We start from the raw sequence: 22,024 nt of genomic DNA on the forward strand, positions 1-22,024 counted from the left end.
GCTTTGCGAGAACTTTTTCTCTCAAAGCGGAGGTGCATTCTAGCGATTTGGTAGTTAGTGTCAAACACTTTTTTCAACTAATTTTTCGTAGAACCTTTTTACCTCTTCGACATTGCTGAAGCCTTGTGGCGTCTGCCGTGTCGATGGATGCGCATTATAGGGAGAAGATTTTCTTTGGCAATACTAAAAGTACATTTTTTCTAAAAAAACATGCCAAGTGGATACTTTCCATCCAACCCAAAAATTACCCCGAAATAACACTCAAGATTTCTACAGCTTACCCACAAAAACCTGTGGATAACTACTCATCACTATCGAAGAAGTAAGAAATGCGTGAACGCGGATTAAGATACTCTTTGATTTTCTCCGGCAATTTAGACGGATGAATCGCGTTAACTATCTTTATATCCTTTGATGCAAGATCAATGATTGGCGCCTGCGTCCTTGGCACTGATGGGTCGTAAACCAATACATTTGGGAATAATAGATGCGATGCATTCACTGAGATAACCAAGCCCACCATATTATTGGAAAGCTGAACCACAGTGCCTGGAGGAAACACGCCCATAAACTTAATCAGGATATTCAGGTTTTCTTCTTTATATAGGTGTTTACAGTTCTTATATAAATGAGAGAGTGCGGTATAAGGAATTTTTTGATCTGAGGCTATAGGTGTATGACACAAGTTATCAAATGCGTTAGCTACAGCAATAATTTGAGCAAACTCGTTGATCTCATCTCCTTTCAGACCTTTGGGATAGCCAGACCCATCTCTTAGTTCATGGTGCTGTGCAATCACAACTCTTGCAACTTCGGGAAAACCTTCTATTTGGCTCGCAAGGTCTACTCCATATTTGGTGTGCAACTTTAAGTAGTTAGTTTCTGGTTCCGTCAGCGGTGCTTGCTTTCTTAATATTGCGGTAGGAATTTTTATTTTCCCGATATCGTGGAATAGCGCTGAGAATGAAAGCTCTTTCAACTGCGCAGCTGAGTACCCCTTAGCACGGCCAATCATCATGGCGATAACAGCAACGTTCAACGAATGGAAATAAATATCTTCAAACTCATTTTTACCGTTCATCAGGTGTAGAGTGACATTATCATCACACATTAACTTCTCGACGATATCTTCAATAAGAAGCTTCGCTTCATCAACGGCAGCTGTTGGCCGATTACGAATTTTCGTCATGACCGAGCGCATACGCGCAAGAGAGCGCTCAAACTCTTTTTCGCACTGGATAACGCGTCGACGATACGCACTTAACTTTTCTATGCGGTTTTGTTTTTCTTGCCAAAGTTTTTGAGTTTCATGATCTAGCGACGCTTCATTCGTTACTCTATCAGCTTGTATCTGGTCGACTGGAAGTGGTGCGGCATCACTTTGCTCTGGATTAAAGTAAACGAACTTTACACCGAGGTGACGGATCATCTCGACTTGTTCTTGATCTTTAATCTTAAAACTATTGAGTAGAAAAGGGTGATCGTTCCACTTTAGCGGAAGACGGATATGTAATCCGGGTTGAATACGATCGACCGTAAGTTTAATGGCTGCCACTTATTCACTACTGATTTACGTTGCCTAAGAGAGTTAGAATACTAGTAAATTTTGTGAATAAATTCATCAGTAAGTATCAAAACATCAGATGGTCATTTCTAATGACTCATTTAATGAGCAAAAGCAAGCTACTTTAAGGTTCGATCTGCTTTGCGTATTTTAAGCTGAGCCTCGAACGTTGGCTTATCTATTATTTCTTGATCTTTGACTAATCCCATTAATGTTTGTACCGCTACACGGGCCATATCACTGATAGGAAAGTGCACTGCCGACACTGTAGGATAAAGGCTTTCACAAAGGTCGACACTGTCAAAGCTAGTTAAAGAGATTTGCTCCGGTACTGAAATATTGTGCTCGTGTAAGTACTGCATTGCACCGACCGTCATTTCCTCACTGCAAGAAAAGACTGCAGTAACTTCAGGGTGTCGTTGTAAAATTGCAGCCATTGCATCATAACCACTTTGCCGACCATAATTCCCTTCTTCACACCAGCTTTCGTCAATATCGATACCTGCGTCCTTCATCGCATCAACGTACCCAAGCTTTCTTAATAAACTATTATGACGTTGGGATGGACCGGTAATACAGGCGATTTTTCTATGACCACCAGCTAAAAGATGCTCGACGGCAATACGGCTTGCATGATGATGATTAAAAGTAACGCAACGCTCTTCTATTCCTTCAACATAGCGATCCAGAAGAACGAAAGGCGTTGGCTGTTTTGCTAATTCACGTAAATCATCATCTGACAAATAACGACTATGGAGGACATAGCCATCACAACGCAGATCATTAAAACGCTGAATGGCTTCCTTTTCACCTTCTGCAGAATGATGTCCTTGAGCGGTAATCAGAAACTTTTTATGAATATCCAGCTCAGTCTGAACCTGCTCCATCATCTCGCCAAAGAAGCCCCCCGTATAGTAAGTCACCAATAAGCCAACCATATTACTGGATGAGGTTGCGAGTGAACGAGCAATCGCACTCGGGCGATAATTCAGTTGCGCCATAGCTTGCTCTACTTTTTTTCGAGTTTCTTCGCGAAACTTCCCCTCCCCATTAATGATTCGAGAAACGGTAGAGCGATTTACACCGGCGAGTTCGGCGACATCTTTAATCCTTGCCATAATGCTATTGGGTCCAACTGCAATTGTTATTAAATATCCGTTTGTGTAGAACGGCTGCCAGCAATTCGTAAGGTGCTTATAGGGGGCGAAGCTGGCAGCCTTTAATCATACACCGACCATTTGATTGGTAGAAACGAGCTCAGAGTAATCCGTGACAGCTATACCATGTTGAGCTAACTGTTCTTTTAAAATGGGAGAGGTTAGAACTTGTAACTCTAGCTCTCGCTGAAGTGCATAACCACTCTTTAAAATCAGCGCTTGATCGGCCTCTGCCGGGTGGCACATCACCTCAACCAAATCATAGTCTGTCTTTAGACTCAATAAATGCGCCATCAAACCATCCAAACTTACTTTTTGATCGTAAAACTCATCAGTAAAGACATACCTTGTTGTCATCGATTCTTGACACAAGCCAGTGCCCCGCAGTGGCACTCGGTATTCACTCGCTACCTCTTTAATAACGGGCAAAATTTGAGGGTGAGTATGCGCGTGATGATGGCTATCTAAGTGGCTTAGCTCTAACCCAAGCGATAAAAAATGTTCCACCTGAGCTTTTGCTTCGTCATAAATGACCTGAGTTTCGAAGTCCTGCTTACCCCACAGTTCGTCGTATTTGATAAAATGCGCTCGACCGTTGGTCAAATTAGGGTGCCCAGTTAGAGGCACTCCCGCTGTAAACCTAAGATGAACACCAATTCTCAAGTCTGGATTATGGCGAGCCAACTCTAAAGCATGTTTCTCAGCATCCATACCGACCATCATGGTGGTTGAATGAACAACACCTTGCTGATGAGCTTTTACGATGCCGTTATTTACACCTCTCGTTAAACCAAAATCATCAGCATTAAAAATGACTTTCATTGGCGTCCTTCCTTAGTACTACAACGTCGTTAGTTTAAATTGAGGTAAATACGGAGCGTTCACCGCCAGAATATCATCCAGAATTGACTTGGCACGACCAATGTCTGGCACCAATGGGTTGTTGGTTAGTGCCATGAGCGCTTTGTCATAATTACCTTCCACAGCGGCGTCTATTGTCAACTGTTCATATGCTTTGACTTGATAGAGTAATCCTTTGATATTGTTTGACAGCTCACCAACCGCAAGAGGTTTCGCGCCCCAACTACCAATCACCGCGCTACACTCAATCACAGCATCATCAGGGAGGCCGTTAATCGCTCCGTTATTTAAGACGTTAACAACATGAATACTATTACGATTGTTATAAATTGAATCAACCAAGTTTAGTGATGCATCTGAATAATAAGCCCCACCCCGCTCTTCTAACTCTTTCGGCTTATGATCGAGATTAGGATCTTGATAGAGCTTGAATAGCGCATTTTCTGTTTCCATTACCTGCTCAGCACGAGTGCCCTTTTCACCCGCGCTTTGTTTCTCTTCAGCGAGCATAGCATCGGTTTGATAGAAATAACGATGGTAAGGACATGGTATCGCCCCCAGCGCTTTTAGAAATGCGGGATCCCACGGTTCTTCCCAGATGTTCTTCATGCTGAAGTTAGCACCATCACCGACTTTCTCTAATACTGTTTGAGTAATATCTTCTCCATTGAGCCATGCTTTGTGCACCCAAACGAGATGGTTTAATCCGGCAAACTCAAGTTGTAGCTCTTTTGGCTCGCACTCCATCATTTCTGCGATCATCATTTCCATCGAAACCGGCACATTACATAAACCAATGCTCTTTACTTTGGTGTACTTACTGACGGCTTCAGAGACCAAACCCGCAGGGTTGGTGAAATTGAGCATCCATGCATTGGGTGCCAACTCTTCAATATCTTTACATATATCAAGAATAACCGGGATGGTTCGCAGTGCTTTAGCAAACCCACCAGGGCCTGTTGTTTCTTGGCCAATGACGTCGTATTTAATTGGAATTCGCTCGTCATTAGCACGAGCAGCAAGGCCACCCACACGGAACTGCGTCATCACAAAGTCCGCATCTTCTATCGCAGTACGACGATCAAAGTCTGCTTTTATCTCAATCTTTGCACCTGCTTTATCAACCATTCGCTGCGCTAGACCTTTGATAATCTCAAGCTTCTCAGCTCCTGACTCAATGTCCACAAAATGAATCTTCTTAACGGGTAAATATTCTAAGCGCTTAATAACCCCTTCAACCAGTTCAGGGGTATAGCTACTACCACCGCCAATAATGGCAAGTTTGATCGCCTCTCTAGACATTTTTCTCCCCTTATTTGTTCGAGATTTTTTTGTTCAGTGCAACGATTTCTACAGCCATTTCTTGAGCCAAAATCGTGGTCATTAAGTGATCTTGAGCATGTACCATCACTAACGTCATCGGGACTTTCCCTTCCCCCTGATCTTCCTCAATCAACTGAGTCTGAATTAAGTGGGCTTTGTTAATGCACTCTCTTGCTTGAGAGAGCTTCTCCTCAGCCGCATCAAAATCTTGTTCTCTAGATAAACGCAACGCCTCGTAGCTCAAACTTCTGGCTTCGCCAGCATTGCAGATGATCTCCATTACAACCAATTCTTGTTCCATCATTTTCTCTCCGAAAATCGGGCCGCGGTAATTGCGGCCCATTAAGCACCGTTAAGCAGTAACACCTTCGCCTGAAGGTTGCGCCTCATCTTTAGTATCTTTCGTCGTCGGTAGTTCTTGCTCCAACATTTGCTTCTCAAACATTTTGAAGAATGGGAAGTAGATAATTAGATCAAGAATCAATAAACCAATGACGAGCAATACTGGAGCAAAGGTCCAACCGCTACCCCACGAAGCACCTATCAGTGCTGGTGTTGTCCAAGGCGTTGTAGCGACACCCATACCCACAAAGCCGACATGCACAGCAAAGTACGCTATCGTAGCGTTGATGACTGGAGCGAAGACGAACGGGATAAACAAGGTCGGGTTCATCACAACTGGGCTACCGAAGATCACAGGTTCATTGATTTGGAAGAAGCCAGGCACCGCACTCATTCGACCAATACTCTTAAGGTGAACAGAACGGCTAAATGACATCAGCATAACAAGAGCAAGTGTTGCACCAGAGCCACCGATAAAGATGTAAAAATCCCAGAAAGGCTGAGTAAATACGTTTGGAATCGGTTCACCTGCAACAAAGGCTTCGATGTTGGCACCAATGTTGGTCAAGAAAATTGGAGAAAGCAGCCCCACAACAATTGCAGCACCATGGATACCCGCAAACCAAAGTAGTTGGCAAAGCAATAGAGCGCCAATAATGGCAGGCAATGAGTTAGACGCACTAATTAAAGGCTTAAAGACTGCCATGACCGCATCTGGAATCAGCATGTCGTACTGGGTTTGCACGAAAAGGCTAAGTGGGTATAAGGTAATGAATATCGCTAAGACTGGTAACAGCACTTCAAATGATCGTGCAATCGCCGGTGGAACTTGCTCTGGCATGCGAATCGTAATGTTGTGCTTTTTCATAAAACGGTAGAGCTCTACCGAGAAGAATGCACACATCACTGCGGTGAAGATCCCGGTTCCTCCCATGTGTGACATAGACAGCGCGCCATCTTTAGCTGGGGCCGCGATGAGTAAAAAAGACATCAGCGACAATACAGCACTCGTGATCCCATCCATCTTGTAAGCCTTAGCTAAGCTATAAGCAACGCCGAGCGAAACAAAAATGGTCATGATCCCCATCGACATGTTGTAGGGCATCATTATGGTATCAAAATGTGTGGTGGCGAAATCGAGCCAAATTCGACCAAAAGTAAAGGTCGTGTCTTCGGCAAATGGTGGGAATGCAAAAATCAAAATGAAACTACCGACAATAATAAACGGCATTGCAACTATAAAACCGTCTCTCATTGCTCGAACATGGGGCTGATTCCCCACTTTTGCTGCTATAGGGGCTATATGCTTTTCGACTGCGCCTATAATTGCGTCATAAAGCTTCATAGAATCCATCCTTATTTTAGGCAAAAGAATCCCGCATCAAATATTTATATTTGATGTACAGTTATCTTTTTTAATTTAAAACTATGGTTTAGTTAATTAATTCTAATGCTTGCTCTAGTACTTCTTCTCCCTTCATCATTCCATAATGCTGAGGAGAAATCGCATCAATGTTTTTACCATGCTCTTGCGCCGTTTTTCTTAGCTCTTCTAGCTGAAAACGTACTTGAGGCCCGAGAAGACAAACATCGTACTCTTTAATTGCATCTTCAAATGCATTCACTGACATCGCGTCAATTTTGCACTCAATTCCTTTATTTTCAGCAGCTTGCTCCATTTTTTTAACAAGCATACTGGTTGACATCCCTGCGCTACAGCATAAAAGGATCTTTTTCATAGCCTTACTCCCGTTGTGTAAATTTCAACCTGCAAAAACTGTAGCAAAAATAACCAAGACAAAAAAGCGCAACCGGTTGCATTATTCGTGAACACAATCCCAATTTAGAAAATACGACCTGTTTTTTAGTAATTATTTAGGTCTAGGATAAAAGTCAGGAAATAAATTAAGACACCACATTAGGTTTCAAATTATCAATATATTACTACTGACAACGTCGTTATTAATTTCTAAAAAGGAATAGAGAATGAAATTTAATAAATTGGCTATTGCAACGCTTGTAAGTGCCGCACTATCACAATACTCATTTGCTCAAACCGACTCTAAAGGCACCATTTATCTAACGTTTGATGATGGACCAATCAATGCATCTATTGACGTTATTCAAGTACTTAACCAAGAAGATATCAAAGCGACGTTTTACTTTAATGCTTGGCACTTAGACGGAATTGGTGATGAGAATGAAGACCGTTCGCTAGAAGCCTTAAAGCTCGCATTAGACACTGGTCATATTGTCGCGAACCATAGTTACGATCATATGGTTCATAACTGCGTTGATGAGTTTGGACCTAATAGCGCAGCAGAATGTAATGCTACCGGCGACCACCAGCTTAACTCGTACCAAGATCCTGTTTACGATGCCTCAATGTTTACAGAAAACTTATCTGTTTTAGAAAAGTATCTGCCTAACATTACAAGCTACCCAAATTATAAGGCGACAGAGTTTGCTAGACTGCCCTACACCAACGGCTGGCGCGTGACTAAAGACTTCAAAGCCGATGGGTTGTGTGCAACGTCTGATGACTTTAAACCTTGGGAACCAGGCTACGTTTGTAATATCAACGACCCATCAAACAGTGTGAAAGCCTCAATTGCGGTACAAAACATTCTGGCTAATAAAGGCTATCAAACACATGGTTGGGATGTGGATTGGGCACCTGAAAACTGGGGGATAGCAATGCCAGCCAACAGTCTAACAGAGGCAGAACCTTTCCTAGGTTACGTAGATGCAGCATTGAACAACTGTGCCCCTACCACCATCAACCCTATCAATTCAAAAGCACAAGAGTTTCCATGTGGTACACCACTCCACGCAGACAAGGTCATTATTCTAACGCATGAGTTTTTGTTTGAAGACGGTAAGCGAGGAATGGGCGCAACCAAGAATTTACCTAAATTAGCGGAATTTATCCGACTAGCAAAACAAGCTGGCTATGTATTCGATACGATGGATAACTACACACCAAACTGGCAAGTTGGTCATAGCTACAACGCTGGCGACTACGTCCTACATTTAGGCACCGTTTACCAAGCAGTGACCAGCCATAACGCACAGCAGGACTGGGCACCTTCCCCAACCTCTAGCCTTTGGACCAATGCTGATCCGGCAACAAATTGGGAAGTGAATGTTTCATATAAAGAGGGAGATGTTGTGACGTACTCTGGCAAACGTTATCTCGTCAACGTGCCACACGTATCTCAAGCCGATTGGACACCTGACTCACAGAACACCTTGTTCACAGCTCTATAAGCTGTTCCCTACTATTATCATGTAGTAGCTTGCGCGAGGTAATCCCTCGCGCTTTTTTATTTTTAGAAAAGTAAAAATGGAAAGCAGTAAAGAGTGGAGTGACTGGGCCTGGCATTCCTGACGCCACGCTGGATTTGAATTCACAAACCCTAGACACAACAAAGCCCCGACTTTCGTCGAGGCTTTATCATATGAATTATGGTACCCGTGGGCAGAGTTGATTGGACAAGCACTCCTACCGCCACCGCAAAGGCAACGCTAACTTTCTTTTGATATTTACAAGCACCTAAAACGACGAAAGGCCGCTATAAGAGCGACCTTTCTATATATGGTACCGGTGGGCGGACTTGAACCGCCACGCCCGAAGGCAACGGATTTTGAATCCGTCGTGTATACCAATTTCACCACACCGGCATCTTTGGGCTATTGCCCTTTGATGGTTGGCATTATACGGAAGCTTTTGACCTGCGCAAGCAGAAATACCTTAAATAACTATCGTTTGCTGATAATTTCGCCACAAAGTGTGACAAAGCTGTACTGATAAGAAACGTACGCTCCATTTCCTACTACTGATCCAGGTGAAAATGAGTATACGCAACTCTTTTTAAATTCTATTCACTGTAATATCAGAAACATAACCATTCCCAATGCTCGACAAAGCCGTATGGAGCATCTCGGCAGCATCTTCCGCTTGCATGAAGTGACTCGTGTCCATCGTGTTGCCGCTTGTCTTCCAGAATTCCGTATCCATACCACCAGGATAAACCGCGATAATTTTCATCGGCTTTCCTTTTAACTCCAAACGAACCGACTCGATTAATCCTTTGACAGCCCACTTCACAGCACAATACGTAGACTCTTGCGCTTTTGGTTGTTGAGCGGCTGTGGACATGATCATGACCACTTTTATCGGTTGATCTTTGTAACGCTTTACTAACTCTCTTAACACATGAATCGCAGAATTCAGGTTATTATCAATCAGTTTTTGAATCTCTTCCGGCTCCTGCTCTTCCAGTTCGCCAAAATAACCACTTCCTGCACTATGAATGACCATTTCAGGCGGCTGTTTCATCCCATCAAATAGGTGTTTCACATCTTGATGTAATGAGAGGTTGCAAGCTTGATAGCCGACGTTATGAGAGAGTTGTTTAGCTAGTGCGGATAGTTTTTCTGTGTTTCTTCCTATGATATACGTCTCTTTGTCTTCCGCATCATAACGCTTTGCCAGCTCTGCCCCTAAACCGCTACTTGCACCTGTAATTACAATCATGGCTACCTCTTTTCTATCACATACTTTTAATGCATCTATCAATTAAGGTAACAGAATCTTGGTAATTCACACCTCAAGAACACCATTCTTTGAAGCAAGCGGCTTTCTTACTCTCATGATGCATGAAATACCAAGTAGAACGAGGAAGATTTAACCTATGCTTAAGCAAGAATAACTTTCTGAATTTTCTATCTACTTTCAAGTAAGAACTGAATAGGAGCATACGAATGACTGGGTCAAAATGGCAATGGTTACTGAAGCAAATGACGCGCAAATTGTGGGTTCGCACATCACTTTATGCCTTACTTGCTGTCGCCACCGCCCTAATATCCATTGTTTTAAACCAGTTCATTACTCTGCCTCCTGCAATCAACGTCAGTAAGGATTTGCTTAACAACATATTAAATATCCTCGCGACTTCCATGCTTGCGGTGACCACATTCTCGCTCAATATAATGGTCTCAGCGTACAGTGCCGCTAGTGCAGGGGTAACGCCGCGAGCGACAAAACTGTTGATGGAAGACAGCACAACACAAAATGCTTTGGCGACCTTTCTTGGCTCTTTTCTATTTAGTTTGGTAGGCATTATCGCGCTAGGCATTGGCGCCTATCATCAACAAGCACAAATTTACCTATTCATCGTGACTATCGCCGTAATCGTGATGATCATACTCACTCTGCTACGTTGGATTCAGCACCTTTCCGTACTAGGAAGGGTCAGTGAAACCACTTCATACGTAGAGCAAGCCTTGTTAGATGCGATAAGAAAACGGGGCAAAGAGCGTTGGCTAGGTGCTCACCCATGGAGCCATCCAGAACATAAACCCAGAGGAAGCAAGCCTATTTTCAGCCAAGAAATTGGCTACTTACAGCATGTTGATATGCATCATCTAGATAGTATTGCTGAAGCAAACCAATGCACCATCTATCTTGAACGACAACCAGGAAGTTTTGTGTATGTGAGTCAACCATTGGCTTGGGTTTGTGGAGCGTTGCCAGACGAAAACGAAATAACTGCGGCCTTCACGATTCGAACGGAGCGTTCCTATGATCAAGATCCTCGTTTTGGATTAGTCGTCATGGCGGAGATTGCCTCACGAGCTCTCTCCCCCGCCGTGAATGATAACGGTACCGCGATTGATGTTCTTGGGCGTTCTGTACGAGCCCTTTCATTATGGGGAGAGTTACTCAGCGAGCCGCCTACCAAGACTCGATACCCTAGGTTATTTGTGCCCGCATTAAGCTGCCAAGATTTATTTGATGATGTCTTTTTGCCAATCGCGCACGATGGTGCAGCGCAACTCCAAATACAGATTCGCCTACAAAAAGCCTTGCTGGCTCTTTCTAGTATGCACCCCAAGTTGTTTTTATCACCTGCAACCAAGCTATCAGAAAAAGCTTTAGAGCTCGCCTTGAGCCAGCATTATACCGAAGATGAGAAACACCAACTCTCTCATCTGTCTAATCTAGTTACAGACCAAAAAGCTAATGGTTAGGCAAGTAAAATTCAGTTGAAATAGGTTACCGAAAGGCCTTGTACATCATGATATGTGTTCATAACACACAGCAGAAAAGTCACTTCGTTTATGCATAATTAAAGACTCTGTGCGTTAGGTCTCTTTTCTCTTGGTGAGGGAATCTATATTCTGACGCACAATTTTTAAGGTAAGTGATGGAATAATGACAACGTCTACAACTCTTCCACCTGCTGGTCTCTTTCGTCGACTTGCAGCGTTGATTTACGACACATTGATTATTATCGCAATTGAAATGATGGCCGCAGGTATTGTTATGGCCATTGTGTTTGCACTAAATGCTGCAGGGCTGTTGAGCTATGGCGAGTACGCAGATGCCGCTGATATGCTCGGGAAGCACCCTGTATTAAGCCCTCTGTTTACACTGTATCTTGCGGTTGTGTGGATATACTTCTTTGTCTTCTTCTGGACGCGAGCAGGACAAACACTTGGGATGCGCGCTTGGAAACTTCGAGTTCGCAATGCCAAAGACGGCGCGCCGATTACAGTCACTCAAGCCCTGATTCGCATTGCAACATCTGGCTTTGGTTTGGCAAACCTGACTGTACCGATTGATCCCAAGAAACGTGGGTTCCACGACATTTGGGCAAAAACAGAGGTTGTTGTGTTGCTTAAGGCAAACTAACTTATCCGGGAATACAAAAAAGGAAGGCATAATGCCTTCCTTTTATATTTAGTCCGATGAAACATGGTTTATTCGGTGATACTTCAGCTACAGCTTTCTTCTCAGCAGCGCAATCGCAATGGCTAAGAACACCAGGCTCGGGGCCAATGCACCAAACACAGGGGATATGCCATACACCAAGCTTAATGGGCCAAAGAACTCACTGGATATATAAAAAGTAAACCCGGCAACCACGCCCGACAATACCCTTGCCCCCATGGTCACACTTCTGAGTGGACCGAAAACAAACGATAGCGCCATCAACATCATCACGGCAATTGAAAGCGGCTGTGTCAACTTACGCCAAAACGCCAATTCATAGCGAGACGCATCTTGCTCAGATGCTTTCAGATAGGTCACGTAATCATACAAACCGCTCAGTGACAGTTCTTCAGGCTTTACCGTCACCACAGCTAGCTTATCTGGAGCCAATGACGTATGCCATTCCATCTGTTCAATGTCTTGCTTCGAAATCACGTTTTCATTTTTCATATCCGTGATTTGTACGTCGCGCATCAACCAGTTGTTATCTTGTTGATAGTCGACTTCTTCGGCGAAAATAACTTTTTGTAGATTCTTATCATCATCAAAACGCCACATATTTAAAGCATAAAGCTTGTCGTCTTCGACTTTACCTATAAAGATAAAGTCGTTTGCGTCACGAGCCCAAACTCCAGAACGAACTGAGACAATACTACCTCCCGATATCGCAAACGCACGTAAGTCACGCGCCATTTTTTGTGCTTCTGGAGCGCCCCATTGCCCTAACGTCATAACGATAAGCATAAGTGGCACTGCCGTTTTGAGCACGGATAACCCGATATCCAACTTTGAGAAACCAGCAGCTTGCATCACCACCAGCTCAGAGCTTGACGCCAACATACCCAAACCAATCAGGGCACCGAGTAATGCCGCCATTGGGAAGAACATTTCGATATCACGCGGCACACTGAGCAACACAAAGTACAACGCATGAGTGAGGTCATACACGCCTCGCCCTACTTTACGTAACTGTTCTACGTATTTGATGATGCCCGATAAGCCAACAAACGTCGCTAAAACCAAGGCAGTGGTAGAGATGATGGTTCTACCGATGTAAAGGTCTAAGATTTTGAACACAGCTTACGCGAGCCTCTTCTTACGGAATTTGTCTTTTATTCGTCGAGCAGCAACGCTGTCCATCATATTGGCCATGATTGCGACAATCAGTAACATCGCATTAATTGGCCACATGCCGATTGCCGCCGGAATGTCACCATCTTCTAATGCAGATTTTGTTGCACTAATCGCCAGGAAATACGCTAGATAAATAAGAATCGCGGGCCCCATTTTGGCAAATCGTCCCTGACGCGGATTCACCGCCGACAAAGGAATAACCAGCATCGTTAAGAGTGGAATACACACAAATAACGAAATTCGCCATTGCAGCTCTGCTTGCGCTTCTGGGTCTGGGTGTCCAATCAAATCAACCGTTGGGTACGCTTCCCAATCTCGCCCTTTCTTTTTGACCTCTCGCTGGCCGATAACGCCTTCGTATTCATCGAATTTTGTGATCATATATTCAACGCGAGTCGGCACACCTTCATAACGCGTGCCTTCTTTCATGGTGATGACCTGACGGCCGTCCGACAGTTCTTTTACTTCACCAGAGGACGAGAACATCACACTCGGCAATACTGAATCTCTCGGGCGCATCTGCGCGACAAAAACGTTGCTCAATGTATTGTCTTTAATGTCATCAATGAACACAACCGATGAACCATCTGGCGTGCCTTGGAATTGCCCTTTCTTTAGCAAGTCAACGCTGTTTTCTGCCGCCACTTGTTCATAAAGTTGCTCTACACGGTCTTGAGACCACGGCGATAACCACAATGCATTAAAAGCCGCCACAGCAGAAGTAATCAGCGCTAAGTACAAGGCCGCTTGTACCAAGAATTTGTTACCAATACCTGTCGCGTTCATCACGACAATTTCGCTCTCTGCATACAGACGACCAAATGTGATCAATATGCCGATATACAGACTTAAAGGCAGCATTAATAGACCCATTGCTGGCATATTCAAACCAACAATCGAGAAAATCAATCCAGCAGGAATATCCCCATCAGAAGCATCAGCAAGAACACTTATGAATTTCTGGCTTACAAACACCAAAAAAAGTACGAAAAAAATCGCAAATTGGCTCTTGAGTGTTTCGCGGATCAAATATCTAACAATAATCACGCTGAAATTACCTATACAAAACTTGTTTTTTTGGTCGAATCACTATAGTTTCCCGTTGAACCATTTATTTTTTTAAAAATTATAAACTAGATGTTAGTCGCTTAATCAGCTCTGCATGTAAGCCTGGAGCTAAAATTCAACAAGTAAGCGATCATTATCTAACATTTAGAGCAATTTGTCTTCAGGATGTAGGAGTACGCATGGAGTTCAGTGTAAAAAGTGGCAGTCCAGAGAAACAACGTAGCGCATGTATCGTTGTTGGTGTGTTTGAACCACGTCGCCTTTCTCCAGTAGCCGAACAACTTGATAAAATCAGTGACGGTTACATCAGTTCACTACTTCGCCGTGGTGATCTAGAGGGTAAACCTGGTCAGATGCTGCTACTGCATCAAGTACCAGGTGTTTTGTCAGAGCGCGTTTTACTTGTCGGTTGCGGCAAAGAGCGTGAACTTGGCGAGCGCCAGTACAAGGAAATCATTCAAAAGACGATCAGCACACTTAACGAGACAGGCTCAATGGAAGCGGTATGTTTCCTAACTGAACTGCATGTTAAGGGTCGTGATACATACTGGAAAGTGCGCCAGGCTGTAGAAGCGACTAAAGATGGTCTATACACATTTAATCAATTCAAGAGCGTTAAACCTGAGACTCGCCGCCCACTGCGCAAGCTTGTTTTCAATGTACCAACGCGTCGTGAATTAAACTTGGGTGAAAAAGCAATCACTCATGGTCTCGCTATCGCATCTGGTGTCAAAGCCTCAAAAGATCTTGGCAACATGCCACCAAACGTAGCTAACCCAGCTTACCTCGCTTCTCAAGCTCGTCGTCTGGCGGACGATTACGAAACCGTAACCACCAAAATCATTGGTGAGCAAGAGATGGAAAAACTGGGTATGACCTCTTACCTAGCAGTCGGTCGTGGTTCTAAAAACGAATCTATGATGTCTATCATCGAGTACAAAGGTAACCCTGACTCAGATGCAAAACCGATTGTGCTAGTAGGTAAAGGTCTAACCTTCGATTCAGGCGGTATCTCTCTAAAACCGGGCGAAGGTATGGATGAGATGAAGTACGACATGTGTGGTGCGGCATCGGTATTCGGTACAATGAAAGCGCTAGCGAAGCTAAACCTACCAATTAACGTTATTGGTGTTCTAGCAGGCTGTGAAAACATGCCAGGCAGCAACGCTTACCGTCCAGGTGATATCCTAACGACAATGTCTGGTCAAACTGTAGAAGTTCTGAACACGGATGCGGAAGGTCGTCTTGTTCTTTGTGACGCACTGACTTACGTAGAGCGTTTCGAACCAGACTGCGTGGTTGACGTTGCAACCCTAACTGGTGCTTGTGTTATCGCACTAGGTCACCACATCAGTGGCGTTATCTCTAACCACAACCCTCTTTCTCATGAGCTAGTTAACGCTTCAGAGCAAGCGAGTGACCGTGCATGGCGTCTACCAATGGCAGATGAGTACCACGAGCAGTTAAAGAGCCCGTTTGCGGATATGGCAAACATTGGTGGCCGTCCTGCTGGTACTATCACTGCGGGTTGCTTCTTATCTAAGTTCGCGAAGAAGTACAATTGGGCACACGTCGATATCGCAGGTACTGCGTGGAAATCAGGCGCAGCGAAAGGCTCAACGGGCCGTCCTGTCTCAATGCTTGTCCAATTCCTTTTGAACCGCAGCGGCCAAGAGACAGAAGAGTAATTTCTGAACAAAATCTAAAAGGGCCGCAAGGCCCTTTTTTATTATCCTAATTTTCTAAAATGAAAATGGGATTTAAGATGGTCTTAGGAAGAGACCCAAGGCAAGTGAGAGAATGATGCAAACTGCAACCTTCTACATCATTAACGAAGAGAGCCCGCAAGCAACGGTGGCTGGCTTTGAAGAGTACATTGTGTTTTTGGCGCAGCACTTTGCCCGCCAAGGCGCTAAAGTGTATTTAAACTGCCAAGACAAACCACACGCCGAGCAGCTCGCTGAAGCCTTTTGGCAAGTTGATGCAGACAAGTTCATGGCACATAACCTCGTAGGCGAGGGACCGAAATACGCCACCAATATTGAGATCGGCCATAACGGTGTAAAGCCGTCTTGGAATCGTCAATTGGTAATTAATTTGGCGGAAAATGAGACAACCTTTGCGAACAAGTTTGCTCAAGTGGTAGACTTCGTGCCCTGCGAAGAAAAAGCTAAACAACTCGCAAGAGAAAGATATAAAATTTACCGTCAAGCAGGTTACCAGCTGCAAACGATCGAAATTCAATATCCTTAACGGTCAATCCTTATAGTTAAGGCGATCTTGTTAAGATCCCTCACTTATAAAGATTGACTAAGATTCAACCATCAACGTATCCATTAAAAGAGCGCTATGGAAAAGACATACAACCCAACTTCAATCGAACAAGCTCTGTATCAGACTTGGGAAGAGAAAGGCTACTTTAAGCCACACGGTGACACTACTAAAGAATCATACAGCATCATGATCCCGCCACCGAACGTCACTGGTAGCCTACACATGGGCCACGCGTTCCAAGATACGATCATGGATACGCTTATCCGTTGTGAACGTATGAAGGGTAAAAACACCCTTTGGCAAGTAGGTACTGACCACGCTGGTATCGCAACTCAGATGGTTGTTGAGCGTAAGATCGCTGCAGAAGAAGGCAAAACAAAACACGATTACGGTCGTGAAGCTTTCATCGACAAAATCTGGGAATGGAAAGGCGAATCTGGCGGCACTATCACTAAGCAGCTTCGTCGTCTTGGCGCATCAGTAGACTGGGACCGTGAGCGCTTTACGATGGACGATGGTCTATCTAACGCCGTTCAAGAAGTGTTCGTACGTCTATACGAAGACGATCTAATCTACCGCGGTAAGCGTCTAGTTAACTGGGATCCAAAGCTACACACCGCGATTTCAGATCTAGAAGTAGAGAACAAAGACACTAAAGGCCACATGTGGCACTTCCGCTACCCACTAGCAGATGGCGCTAAAACAGCGGATGGCAAAGACTACATCGTTGTTGCAACGACTCGTCCAGAGACCATGCTAGGCGATACGGGTGTTGCAGTTAACCCAGAAGATCCACGTTACAAAGATCTTATCGGTAAAGAAATCATCCTTCCTATCGTTGATCGTCGCATCCCAATCGTGGGCGATGAGCACGCAGATATGGAAAAAGGTACTGGCTGTGTGAAAATCACACCTGCGCACGACTTCAACGACTACGAAGTTGGTAAGCGCCACCAGCTACCAATGATCAACATTCTGACTTTCGACGCGAACATCCGCGACGCAGCAGAAGTATTCAACACTAACGGCGAAGCAAGCGACGCTTACAGCACTGAGCTACCAGCTAAATACCACGGTATGGAGCGTTTTGCCGCTCGTAAAGCTATCGTTGCTGAATTCGACGAGCTAGGTCTACTTGAAGAAGTGAAAGATCACGATCTACAAGTGCCTTACGGCGACCGTGGTGGCGTGGTTATCGAACCAATGCTAACTGACCAATGGTACGTACGTACTGCGCCTCTAGCGAAAACAGCAGTTGAAGCAGTAGAAAACGGCGACATCCAATTCGTTCCTAAGCAATACGAAAACATGTACTTCTCTTGGATGCGTGACGTTCAAGACTGGTGTATCTCTCGTCAGCTATGGTGGGGTCACCGCATCCCAGCTTGGTACGACAACCAAGGTAATGTTTACGTAGGTCGCACTGAAGAAGAAGTTCGCAAGAACAACAACCTAGAGTCAGTCATTGAGCTGCACCAAGACGAAGACGTACTGGATACATGGTTCTCTTCTGCGCTATGGACGTTCGGTACTCAAGGTTGGCCAGAGCAAACTGACGATCTGAAAGTATTCCACCCTTCAGACGTTCTAGTAACTGGTTTCGACATCATCTTCTTCTGGGTTGCCCGCATGATCATGATGACCATGCACTTCGTGAAAGACGAAAATGGCAAACCACAAGTACCATTTAAGACAGTTTACGTTACCGGCCTAATTCGTGACGAAAACGGCGACAAGATGTCGAAGTCGAAAGGTAACGTACTTGACCCAATCGACATGATCGATGGTATCGACCTAGAGTCTCTAGTAGAGAAGCGTTGTGGCAACATGATGCAGCCTCAGCTAGCGAAGAAGATCGAGAAGAACACGCGTAAGACGTTTGAAAACGGTATCGAAGCATACGGTACAGACGCACTGCGTTTCACCCTTGCAGCAATGGCATCAACAGGTCGCGATATCAACTGGGATATGAAGCGTCTTGAAGGCTACCGTAACTTCTGTAACAAACTATGGAACGCAAGCCGTTACGTAATGATGAACACAGAAGAGCAAGATTGTGGTTTTGGTGAAGGTGAGATCGAGTACTCACTAGCAGACAAGTGGATCGAGTCTCAGTTTGAACTCGCAGCGAAAGCGTTCAACAACCACATCGACAACTTCCGTCTAGATATGGCTGCAAACACACTTTACGAATTCATCTGGAACCAATTCTGTGACTGGTACCTAGAGCTAACTAAACCCGTTCTATGGAAAGGTACTGAAGCGCAACAGCGTGGTACTCGCCGTACACTAATCACGGTACTTGAGAAGACGCTACGTCTAGCTCACCCTGTGATTCCTTACATCACAGAAACTATCTGGCAAAGCATCAAGCCACTAGTTGACGGTGTTGAGGGCGAGACAATCATGCTACAAACTCTGCCTCAGTTTGACGAAGCGAACTTCCACCAAGAAGCGCTAGACGACATCGAATGGGTGAAAGCGTTCATCACTAGCATCCGCAACCTACGTGCTGAGTACGACATCAACCCTGGCAAGCCTCTAGACGTTATGCTGAAAGCAGCGAATGAGAAAGACGCCTCTCGTCTAGAAGCAAGCAAACAAGTATTGATGTCTCTAGCGAAGCTAGAAGCAGTACGCGTGCTTGAAGCTGGCGAAGAAACCCCAGCGTGTGCAACGGCACTGGTTGGCAAGTCTGAGCTGATGATCCCAATGGCGGGTTTGATCGACAAAGATGCAGAGCTTGCTCGTCTAGATGGCGAAATCAAGAAGACGCACGGCGAAATCAAGCGTATCGAAGGCAAACTGGGCAACGAAGGCTTCGTGGCGAAAGCACCGGAAGCGGTTGTTGCTAAAGAGCGTGAGAAGCTTGAAGGCTACAAAGAGACACTAGCTAAGCTAGAAGAGCAGAAGACAACGATCGCTGCACTTTAAGCCTCAGTGAAAGAGAAGAACTAACACTTCTCACTTTGAATCCAAAGGTTGGCCATCATGGTCAACCTTTTTTGTATATCTTTCACCAAAAACCATCATCAATAGCTTTCCCCTATCGCAACAATACTCATCATCCATTAGCATTAATGAGAATTATTATCGATAATAAACTCATCGAAACAAACACGATTGAGTAATTATCATGAAAAAGACACTAACTTTCGCAGCACTGCATTTTACTATCGCATTTAGTGTCGCTTACGTACTCACAGGCGACATTTTAATTGGTAGTTTAATTGCCATGATTGAGCCTTCAGTGAACACCGTAGCCTTCTACTTTCATGAAAAGGCATGGGCAAAAGTCCCAGCACTTAAAGCTCGTCAGTGGATGACCAAATTAAAAACCGCAAGCTTTGCGACCGTGCACTTCAGCGTCGCTTTTACCGTGGTTTACTTACTAACAGGTGATGCATTTGTCGGCGGCGTAATGGCGATGCTAGAGCCGAGTTTGAATACGGTGGCTTACTACTTCCACGAGAAAGTATGGATGCGTAAATCATCAGCAAAAACTCCAGCACCGCAGTTTTGTTTACATCACCACGCTTAAACATGGAGGCTCACTACGTCTCCTAACGAGCCAAATGACATTTATCATTGACAAAGTTGCGCACCGCAATTAATTTAATTGCGGTGCGCAACTTTATTTTTAGAGGTAAGTGATAATGAACGCTCGTCAACTCCGACACTACTCCCGTCAAGCCGTCCGATTGCTTGGTATGCTCGATAAACAATGCGGCGATGTCGCTCTTACCCCGGTACAAGCGCACGCATTAGGTGAAATCCAATTGCAGCCATTGACCATCAACCAACTGGCGCAGCAGCTTAGTGTCGACAAGTCCAATGCAAGCCGCACCATTACTGGTTTGATTAAATTAGGTTTGGTTGAGAGCATCGAAAACCCGAAAGATAAACGAAGCCAACTCGTAGTGCTCACAATTCAAGGACAGCAGGCGTTATCGCAACTAGACCAACAGCAAAACAGCTTTTTTGAGCAGTTGCTTACACAACTTGATGACTGTGAGCAAGAACAACTCAAACTTGGTCTAGAGACTTACCTAAAAGGGCTGATAAAAGTATGTCAGGCAGAGGAATACGTTCTTCGACCTCTTACAAAAGCAGACAACCCGCAAGTGGCAGACGTAATTCGTAAAGTCTCTGCTGAATACGGCTTAACCGCAGACAAAGGTTATGGTGTGGCCGATCCAACGCTTGATGATATGTATTCGGTTTACAATCAATGCGGCGCCGCCTATTGGGTCATTGAACATCGCGGAGAGATCGTTGGTGGCGGTGGCTTTGCCCCTTTAGCTGGTGAGCCAAATGTGTGTGAGCTGCAAAAGATGTACTTCTTACCTCAAACACGAGGACACGGTTTAGCCAAACGCATCGTCGCATTGAGCTTACAACTGGCGAAACAGCTTGGGTATCAGCAGTGCTATTTAGAAACGACCGAATGTCTAAGAGAGGCGGTAGGCTTGTATGAAAAGCTAGGCTTTGAGCATCTCGATGCCCCGCTTGGGCAAACAGGGCATGATGCATGTGAAGTCGTAATGCTTAAGGTACTGTAATAAAAAATATTATCAGACGTTAAAGCACAACATGGGTAACGCAAAGCTCCTGGCTCAATGCAACAGTGAAGTTTTGGCGTTGTCCATCCAATTCAACAGACAACTGATAGAGATCATTTGGATCAGGGTCATTAAGATCAGCATACTTTGGCGCTTCAATCTGAAAGAGTGCGCTGGCGTGATCTGCACGAACGTCAATTGGGATATGGTAAGTCATGCCATTAAACTTTACCGCTGCTGACACTAGCCCTGGTGCAAATGTCTGGTAATACAAATCGACCTTAAATTCACACCCGCCACCATGGTGCCAAATCTGCTCGGTTGCCACGCGCTCTAAACGCACGTTGCGAATAAACTGCAAGTACGGTTCTTGCCACACGCCCAGTCGCTCATCACTTTTCTTATATTGATGTTCAGAAAGCGGGCAAAGCTCTGGCTTATCCTCATCGAATAAAAGATCTTCTTCTTCCTCTAGGAACAATATCTCAAAACGATTACGCCCCATTTGCATGTATGGGCGAATGTCTTTCTTATACACACTTTGCGAGCCATCACAATCAAACACAGCCACGCCGTTCAAACGTACCTCCGCATGGTAATCAACACCACCCATTACCATTTCCACTGCAGGAAATGCCATCATCGCCTCATCCACTTCAATGTCATGCATCAGGTGCCACTCTTGCTGACGAATTGCTTCTTCCGTCAATTCATCAGGCAGGACCAGACTTAAAGGGGCGGGAAAAGTGATGTCATCCTGTGGAATCGAGAGGTCCGTCAGTGGAGAGACTTGCCATAAACCGGCGAGTGAGAGTTGCATATACACCTTGCGCTAGATCAATTTTCACGCATTATAGGGAGAAATCCCCTATAAACTCAATGTGAATTATTTATCACCTCCACATACATCTGTTGTTGGATGCCATTTTCAAGGTATAAAAAAACCAGCGTTAAACGC

Annotated in this window: 19 protein-coding genes and 1 tRNA gene; 8 read left to right on the forward strand and 12 right to left on the reverse strand. The window is 44.7% G+C overall.

Annotation, left to right across the window (positions count from 1 at the left end):
• Positions 1-301: 301 nt before the first annotated feature.
• From EX191_RS15900 to EX191_RS15930, 7 genes are all read right to left on the reverse strand, one after another.
• Positions 302-1,555: a DUF3391 domain-containing protein gene (locus EX191_RS15900; protein WP_193448042.1), complete on the reverse strand. Its 1,254-nt coding sequence runs from the start codon at positions 1,553-1,555 to the stop codon at positions 302-304.
• Positions 1,556-1,683: 128 nt separating this feature from the next.
• A complete protein-coding gene (locus EX191_RS15905; protein WP_046873620.1) occupies positions 1,684-2,682 on the reverse strand; it encodes a LacI family DNA-binding transcriptional regulator in 999 nt (332 codons plus the stop codon).
• A 105-nt stretch (positions 2,683-2,787) separates the two neighbouring features.
• Positions 2,788-3,543, reverse strand: coding sequence for a chitin disaccharide deacetylase (gene chbG / locus EX191_RS15910; RefSeq protein ID WP_134648085.1), 756 nt, complete (start codon positions 3,541-3,543; stop codon positions 2,788-2,790).
• Positions 3,544-3,561: 18 nt separating this feature from the next.
• Positions 3,562-4,884 (reverse strand): 6-phospho-beta-glucosidase, encoded by a 1,323-nt coding sequence (locus tag EX191_RS15915; RefSeq protein ID WP_193448043.1) that lies wholly within the window; start codon positions 4,882-4,884, stop codon positions 3,562-3,564.
• 10 nt (positions 4,885-4,894) lie between these two features.
• The gene (locus tag EX191_RS15920; protein WP_031780628.1) at positions 4,895-5,206 is read right to left on the reverse strand and encodes a PTS lactose/cellobiose transporter subunit IIA; all 312 of its coding nucleotides are present in this window, start codon (positions 5,204-5,206) and stop codon (positions 4,895-4,897) included.
• Between the two features lie 51 nt (positions 5,207-5,257).
• On the reverse strand, positions 5,258-6,592 hold the full coding sequence (locus EX191_RS15925) for a PTS sugar transporter subunit IIC (RefSeq protein ID WP_048626863.1): 1,335 nt from the start codon (positions 6,590-6,592) through the stop codon (positions 5,258-5,260).
• 88 nt (positions 6,593-6,680) lie between these two features.
• Positions 6,681-6,986 carry a PTS sugar transporter subunit IIB gene (locus EX191_RS15930; protein WP_025767645.1) on the reverse strand — a complete coding sequence of 102 codons (306 nt, stop codon included), beginning with the start codon at positions 6,984-6,986 and terminating at the stop codon, positions 6,681-6,683.
• Between the two features lie 247 nt (positions 6,987-7,233).
• Here EX191_RS15930 and EX191_RS15935 point away from each other — a divergent pair, with 247 nt between their 5' ends.
• Positions 7,234-8,517 (forward strand): polysaccharide deacetylase family protein, encoded by a 1,284-nt coding sequence (locus tag EX191_RS15935; RefSeq protein WP_046873617.1) that lies wholly within the window; start codon positions 7,234-7,236, stop codon positions 8,515-8,517.
• Between the two features lie 329 nt (positions 8,518-8,846).
• On the opposite strand, the gene EX191_RS15940 is transcribed toward EX191_RS15935, so the two are convergent.
• Both EX191_RS15940 and EX191_RS15945 read right to left on the reverse strand, forming a co-directional pair.
• Positions 8,847-8,931 (reverse strand) — tRNA-Leu (locus EX191_RS15940).
• Positions 8,932-9,121: 190 nt separating this feature from the next.
• Positions 9,122-9,787: an SDR family NAD(P)-dependent oxidoreductase gene (locus EX191_RS15945; protein ID WP_104969819.1), complete on the reverse strand. Its 666-nt coding sequence runs from the start codon at positions 9,785-9,787 to the stop codon at positions 9,122-9,124.
• 227 nt (positions 9,788-10,014) lie between these two features.
• Between EX191_RS15945 and EX191_RS15950 the strand changes: the two genes are divergently transcribed.
• The gene (locus EX191_RS15950; protein WP_048626860.1) at positions 10,015-11,283 is read left to right on the forward strand and encodes a DUF2254 domain-containing protein; all 1,269 of its coding nucleotides are present in this window, start codon (positions 10,015-10,017) and stop codon (positions 11,281-11,283) included.
• 184 nt (positions 11,284-11,467) lie between these two features.
• Entirely contained in the window at positions 11,468-11,947 is a 480-nt protein-coding gene (locus tag EX191_RS15955) for an RDD family protein (RefSeq protein ID WP_193448044.1), read from the forward strand.
• A gap of 87 nt (positions 11,948-12,034) precedes the next feature.
• On the opposite strand, the gene lptG is transcribed toward EX191_RS15955, so the two are convergent.
• Positions 12,035-13,105: an LPS export ABC transporter permease LptG gene (lptG, locus tag EX191_RS15960; protein ID WP_046873614.1), complete on the reverse strand. Its 1,071-nt coding sequence runs from the start codon at positions 13,103-13,105 to the stop codon at positions 12,035-12,037.
• A 3-nt stretch (positions 13,106-13,108) separates the two neighbouring features.
• Positions 13,109-14,209: an LPS export ABC transporter permease LptF gene (gene lptF / locus EX191_RS15965; RefSeq protein WP_006742363.1), complete on the reverse strand. Its 1,101-nt coding sequence runs from the start codon at positions 14,207-14,209 to the stop codon at positions 13,109-13,111.
• 200 nt (positions 14,210-14,409) lie between these two features.
• On the opposite strand from lptF, the gene pepA reads away from it, so the two are divergent.
• The 5 genes from pepA to EX191_RS15990 all read left to right on the forward strand — a co-directional run bounded on the left by pepA (position 14,410) and on the right by EX191_RS15990 (position 21,066).
• Positions 14,410-15,918: a leucyl aminopeptidase gene (gene pepA, locus EX191_RS15970; RefSeq protein ID WP_005397459.1), complete on the forward strand. Its 1,509-nt coding sequence runs from the start codon at positions 14,410-14,412 to the stop codon at positions 15,916-15,918.
• A gap of 115 nt (positions 15,919-16,033) precedes the next feature.
• A complete protein-coding gene (locus EX191_RS15975; RefSeq protein ID WP_046873623.1) occupies positions 16,034-16,483 on the forward strand; it encodes a DNA polymerase III subunit chi in 450 nt (149 codons plus the stop codon).
• 96 nt (positions 16,484-16,579) lie between these two features.
• Positions 16,580-19,438, forward strand: coding sequence for a valine--tRNA ligase (locus EX191_RS15980; protein WP_046873613.1), 2,859 nt, complete (start codon positions 16,580-16,582; stop codon positions 19,436-19,438).
• A 202-nt stretch (positions 19,439-19,640) separates the two neighbouring features.
• A complete protein-coding gene (locus EX191_RS15985; protein ID WP_005397464.1) occupies positions 19,641-20,045 on the forward strand; it encodes a DUF2061 domain-containing protein in 405 nt (134 codons plus the stop codon).
• Between the two features lie 115 nt (positions 20,046-20,160).
• Positions 20,161-21,066 (forward strand): bifunctional helix-turn-helix transcriptional regulator/GNAT family N-acetyltransferase, encoded by a 906-nt coding sequence (locus EX191_RS15990; RefSeq protein WP_104974783.1) that lies wholly within the window; start codon positions 20,161-20,163, stop codon positions 21,064-21,066.
• A gap of 19 nt (positions 21,067-21,085) precedes the next feature.
• On the opposite strand, the gene EX191_RS15995 is transcribed toward EX191_RS15990, so the two are convergent.
• The gene (locus EX191_RS15995) at positions 21,086-21,886 is read right to left on the reverse strand and encodes a glycosyl hydrolase 2 galactose-binding domain-containing protein (protein WP_104974782.1); all 801 of its coding nucleotides are present in this window, start codon (positions 21,884-21,886) and stop codon (positions 21,086-21,088) included.
• Positions 21,887-22,024 lie beyond the last annotated feature (138 nt).

The sequence above is a fragment of the Vibrio chemaguriensis genome (assembly GCF_012275705.1).
GTDB classification, from domain to species: domain Bacteria; phylum Pseudomonadota; class Gammaproteobacteria; order Enterobacterales; family Vibrionaceae; genus Vibrio; species Vibrio diabolicus.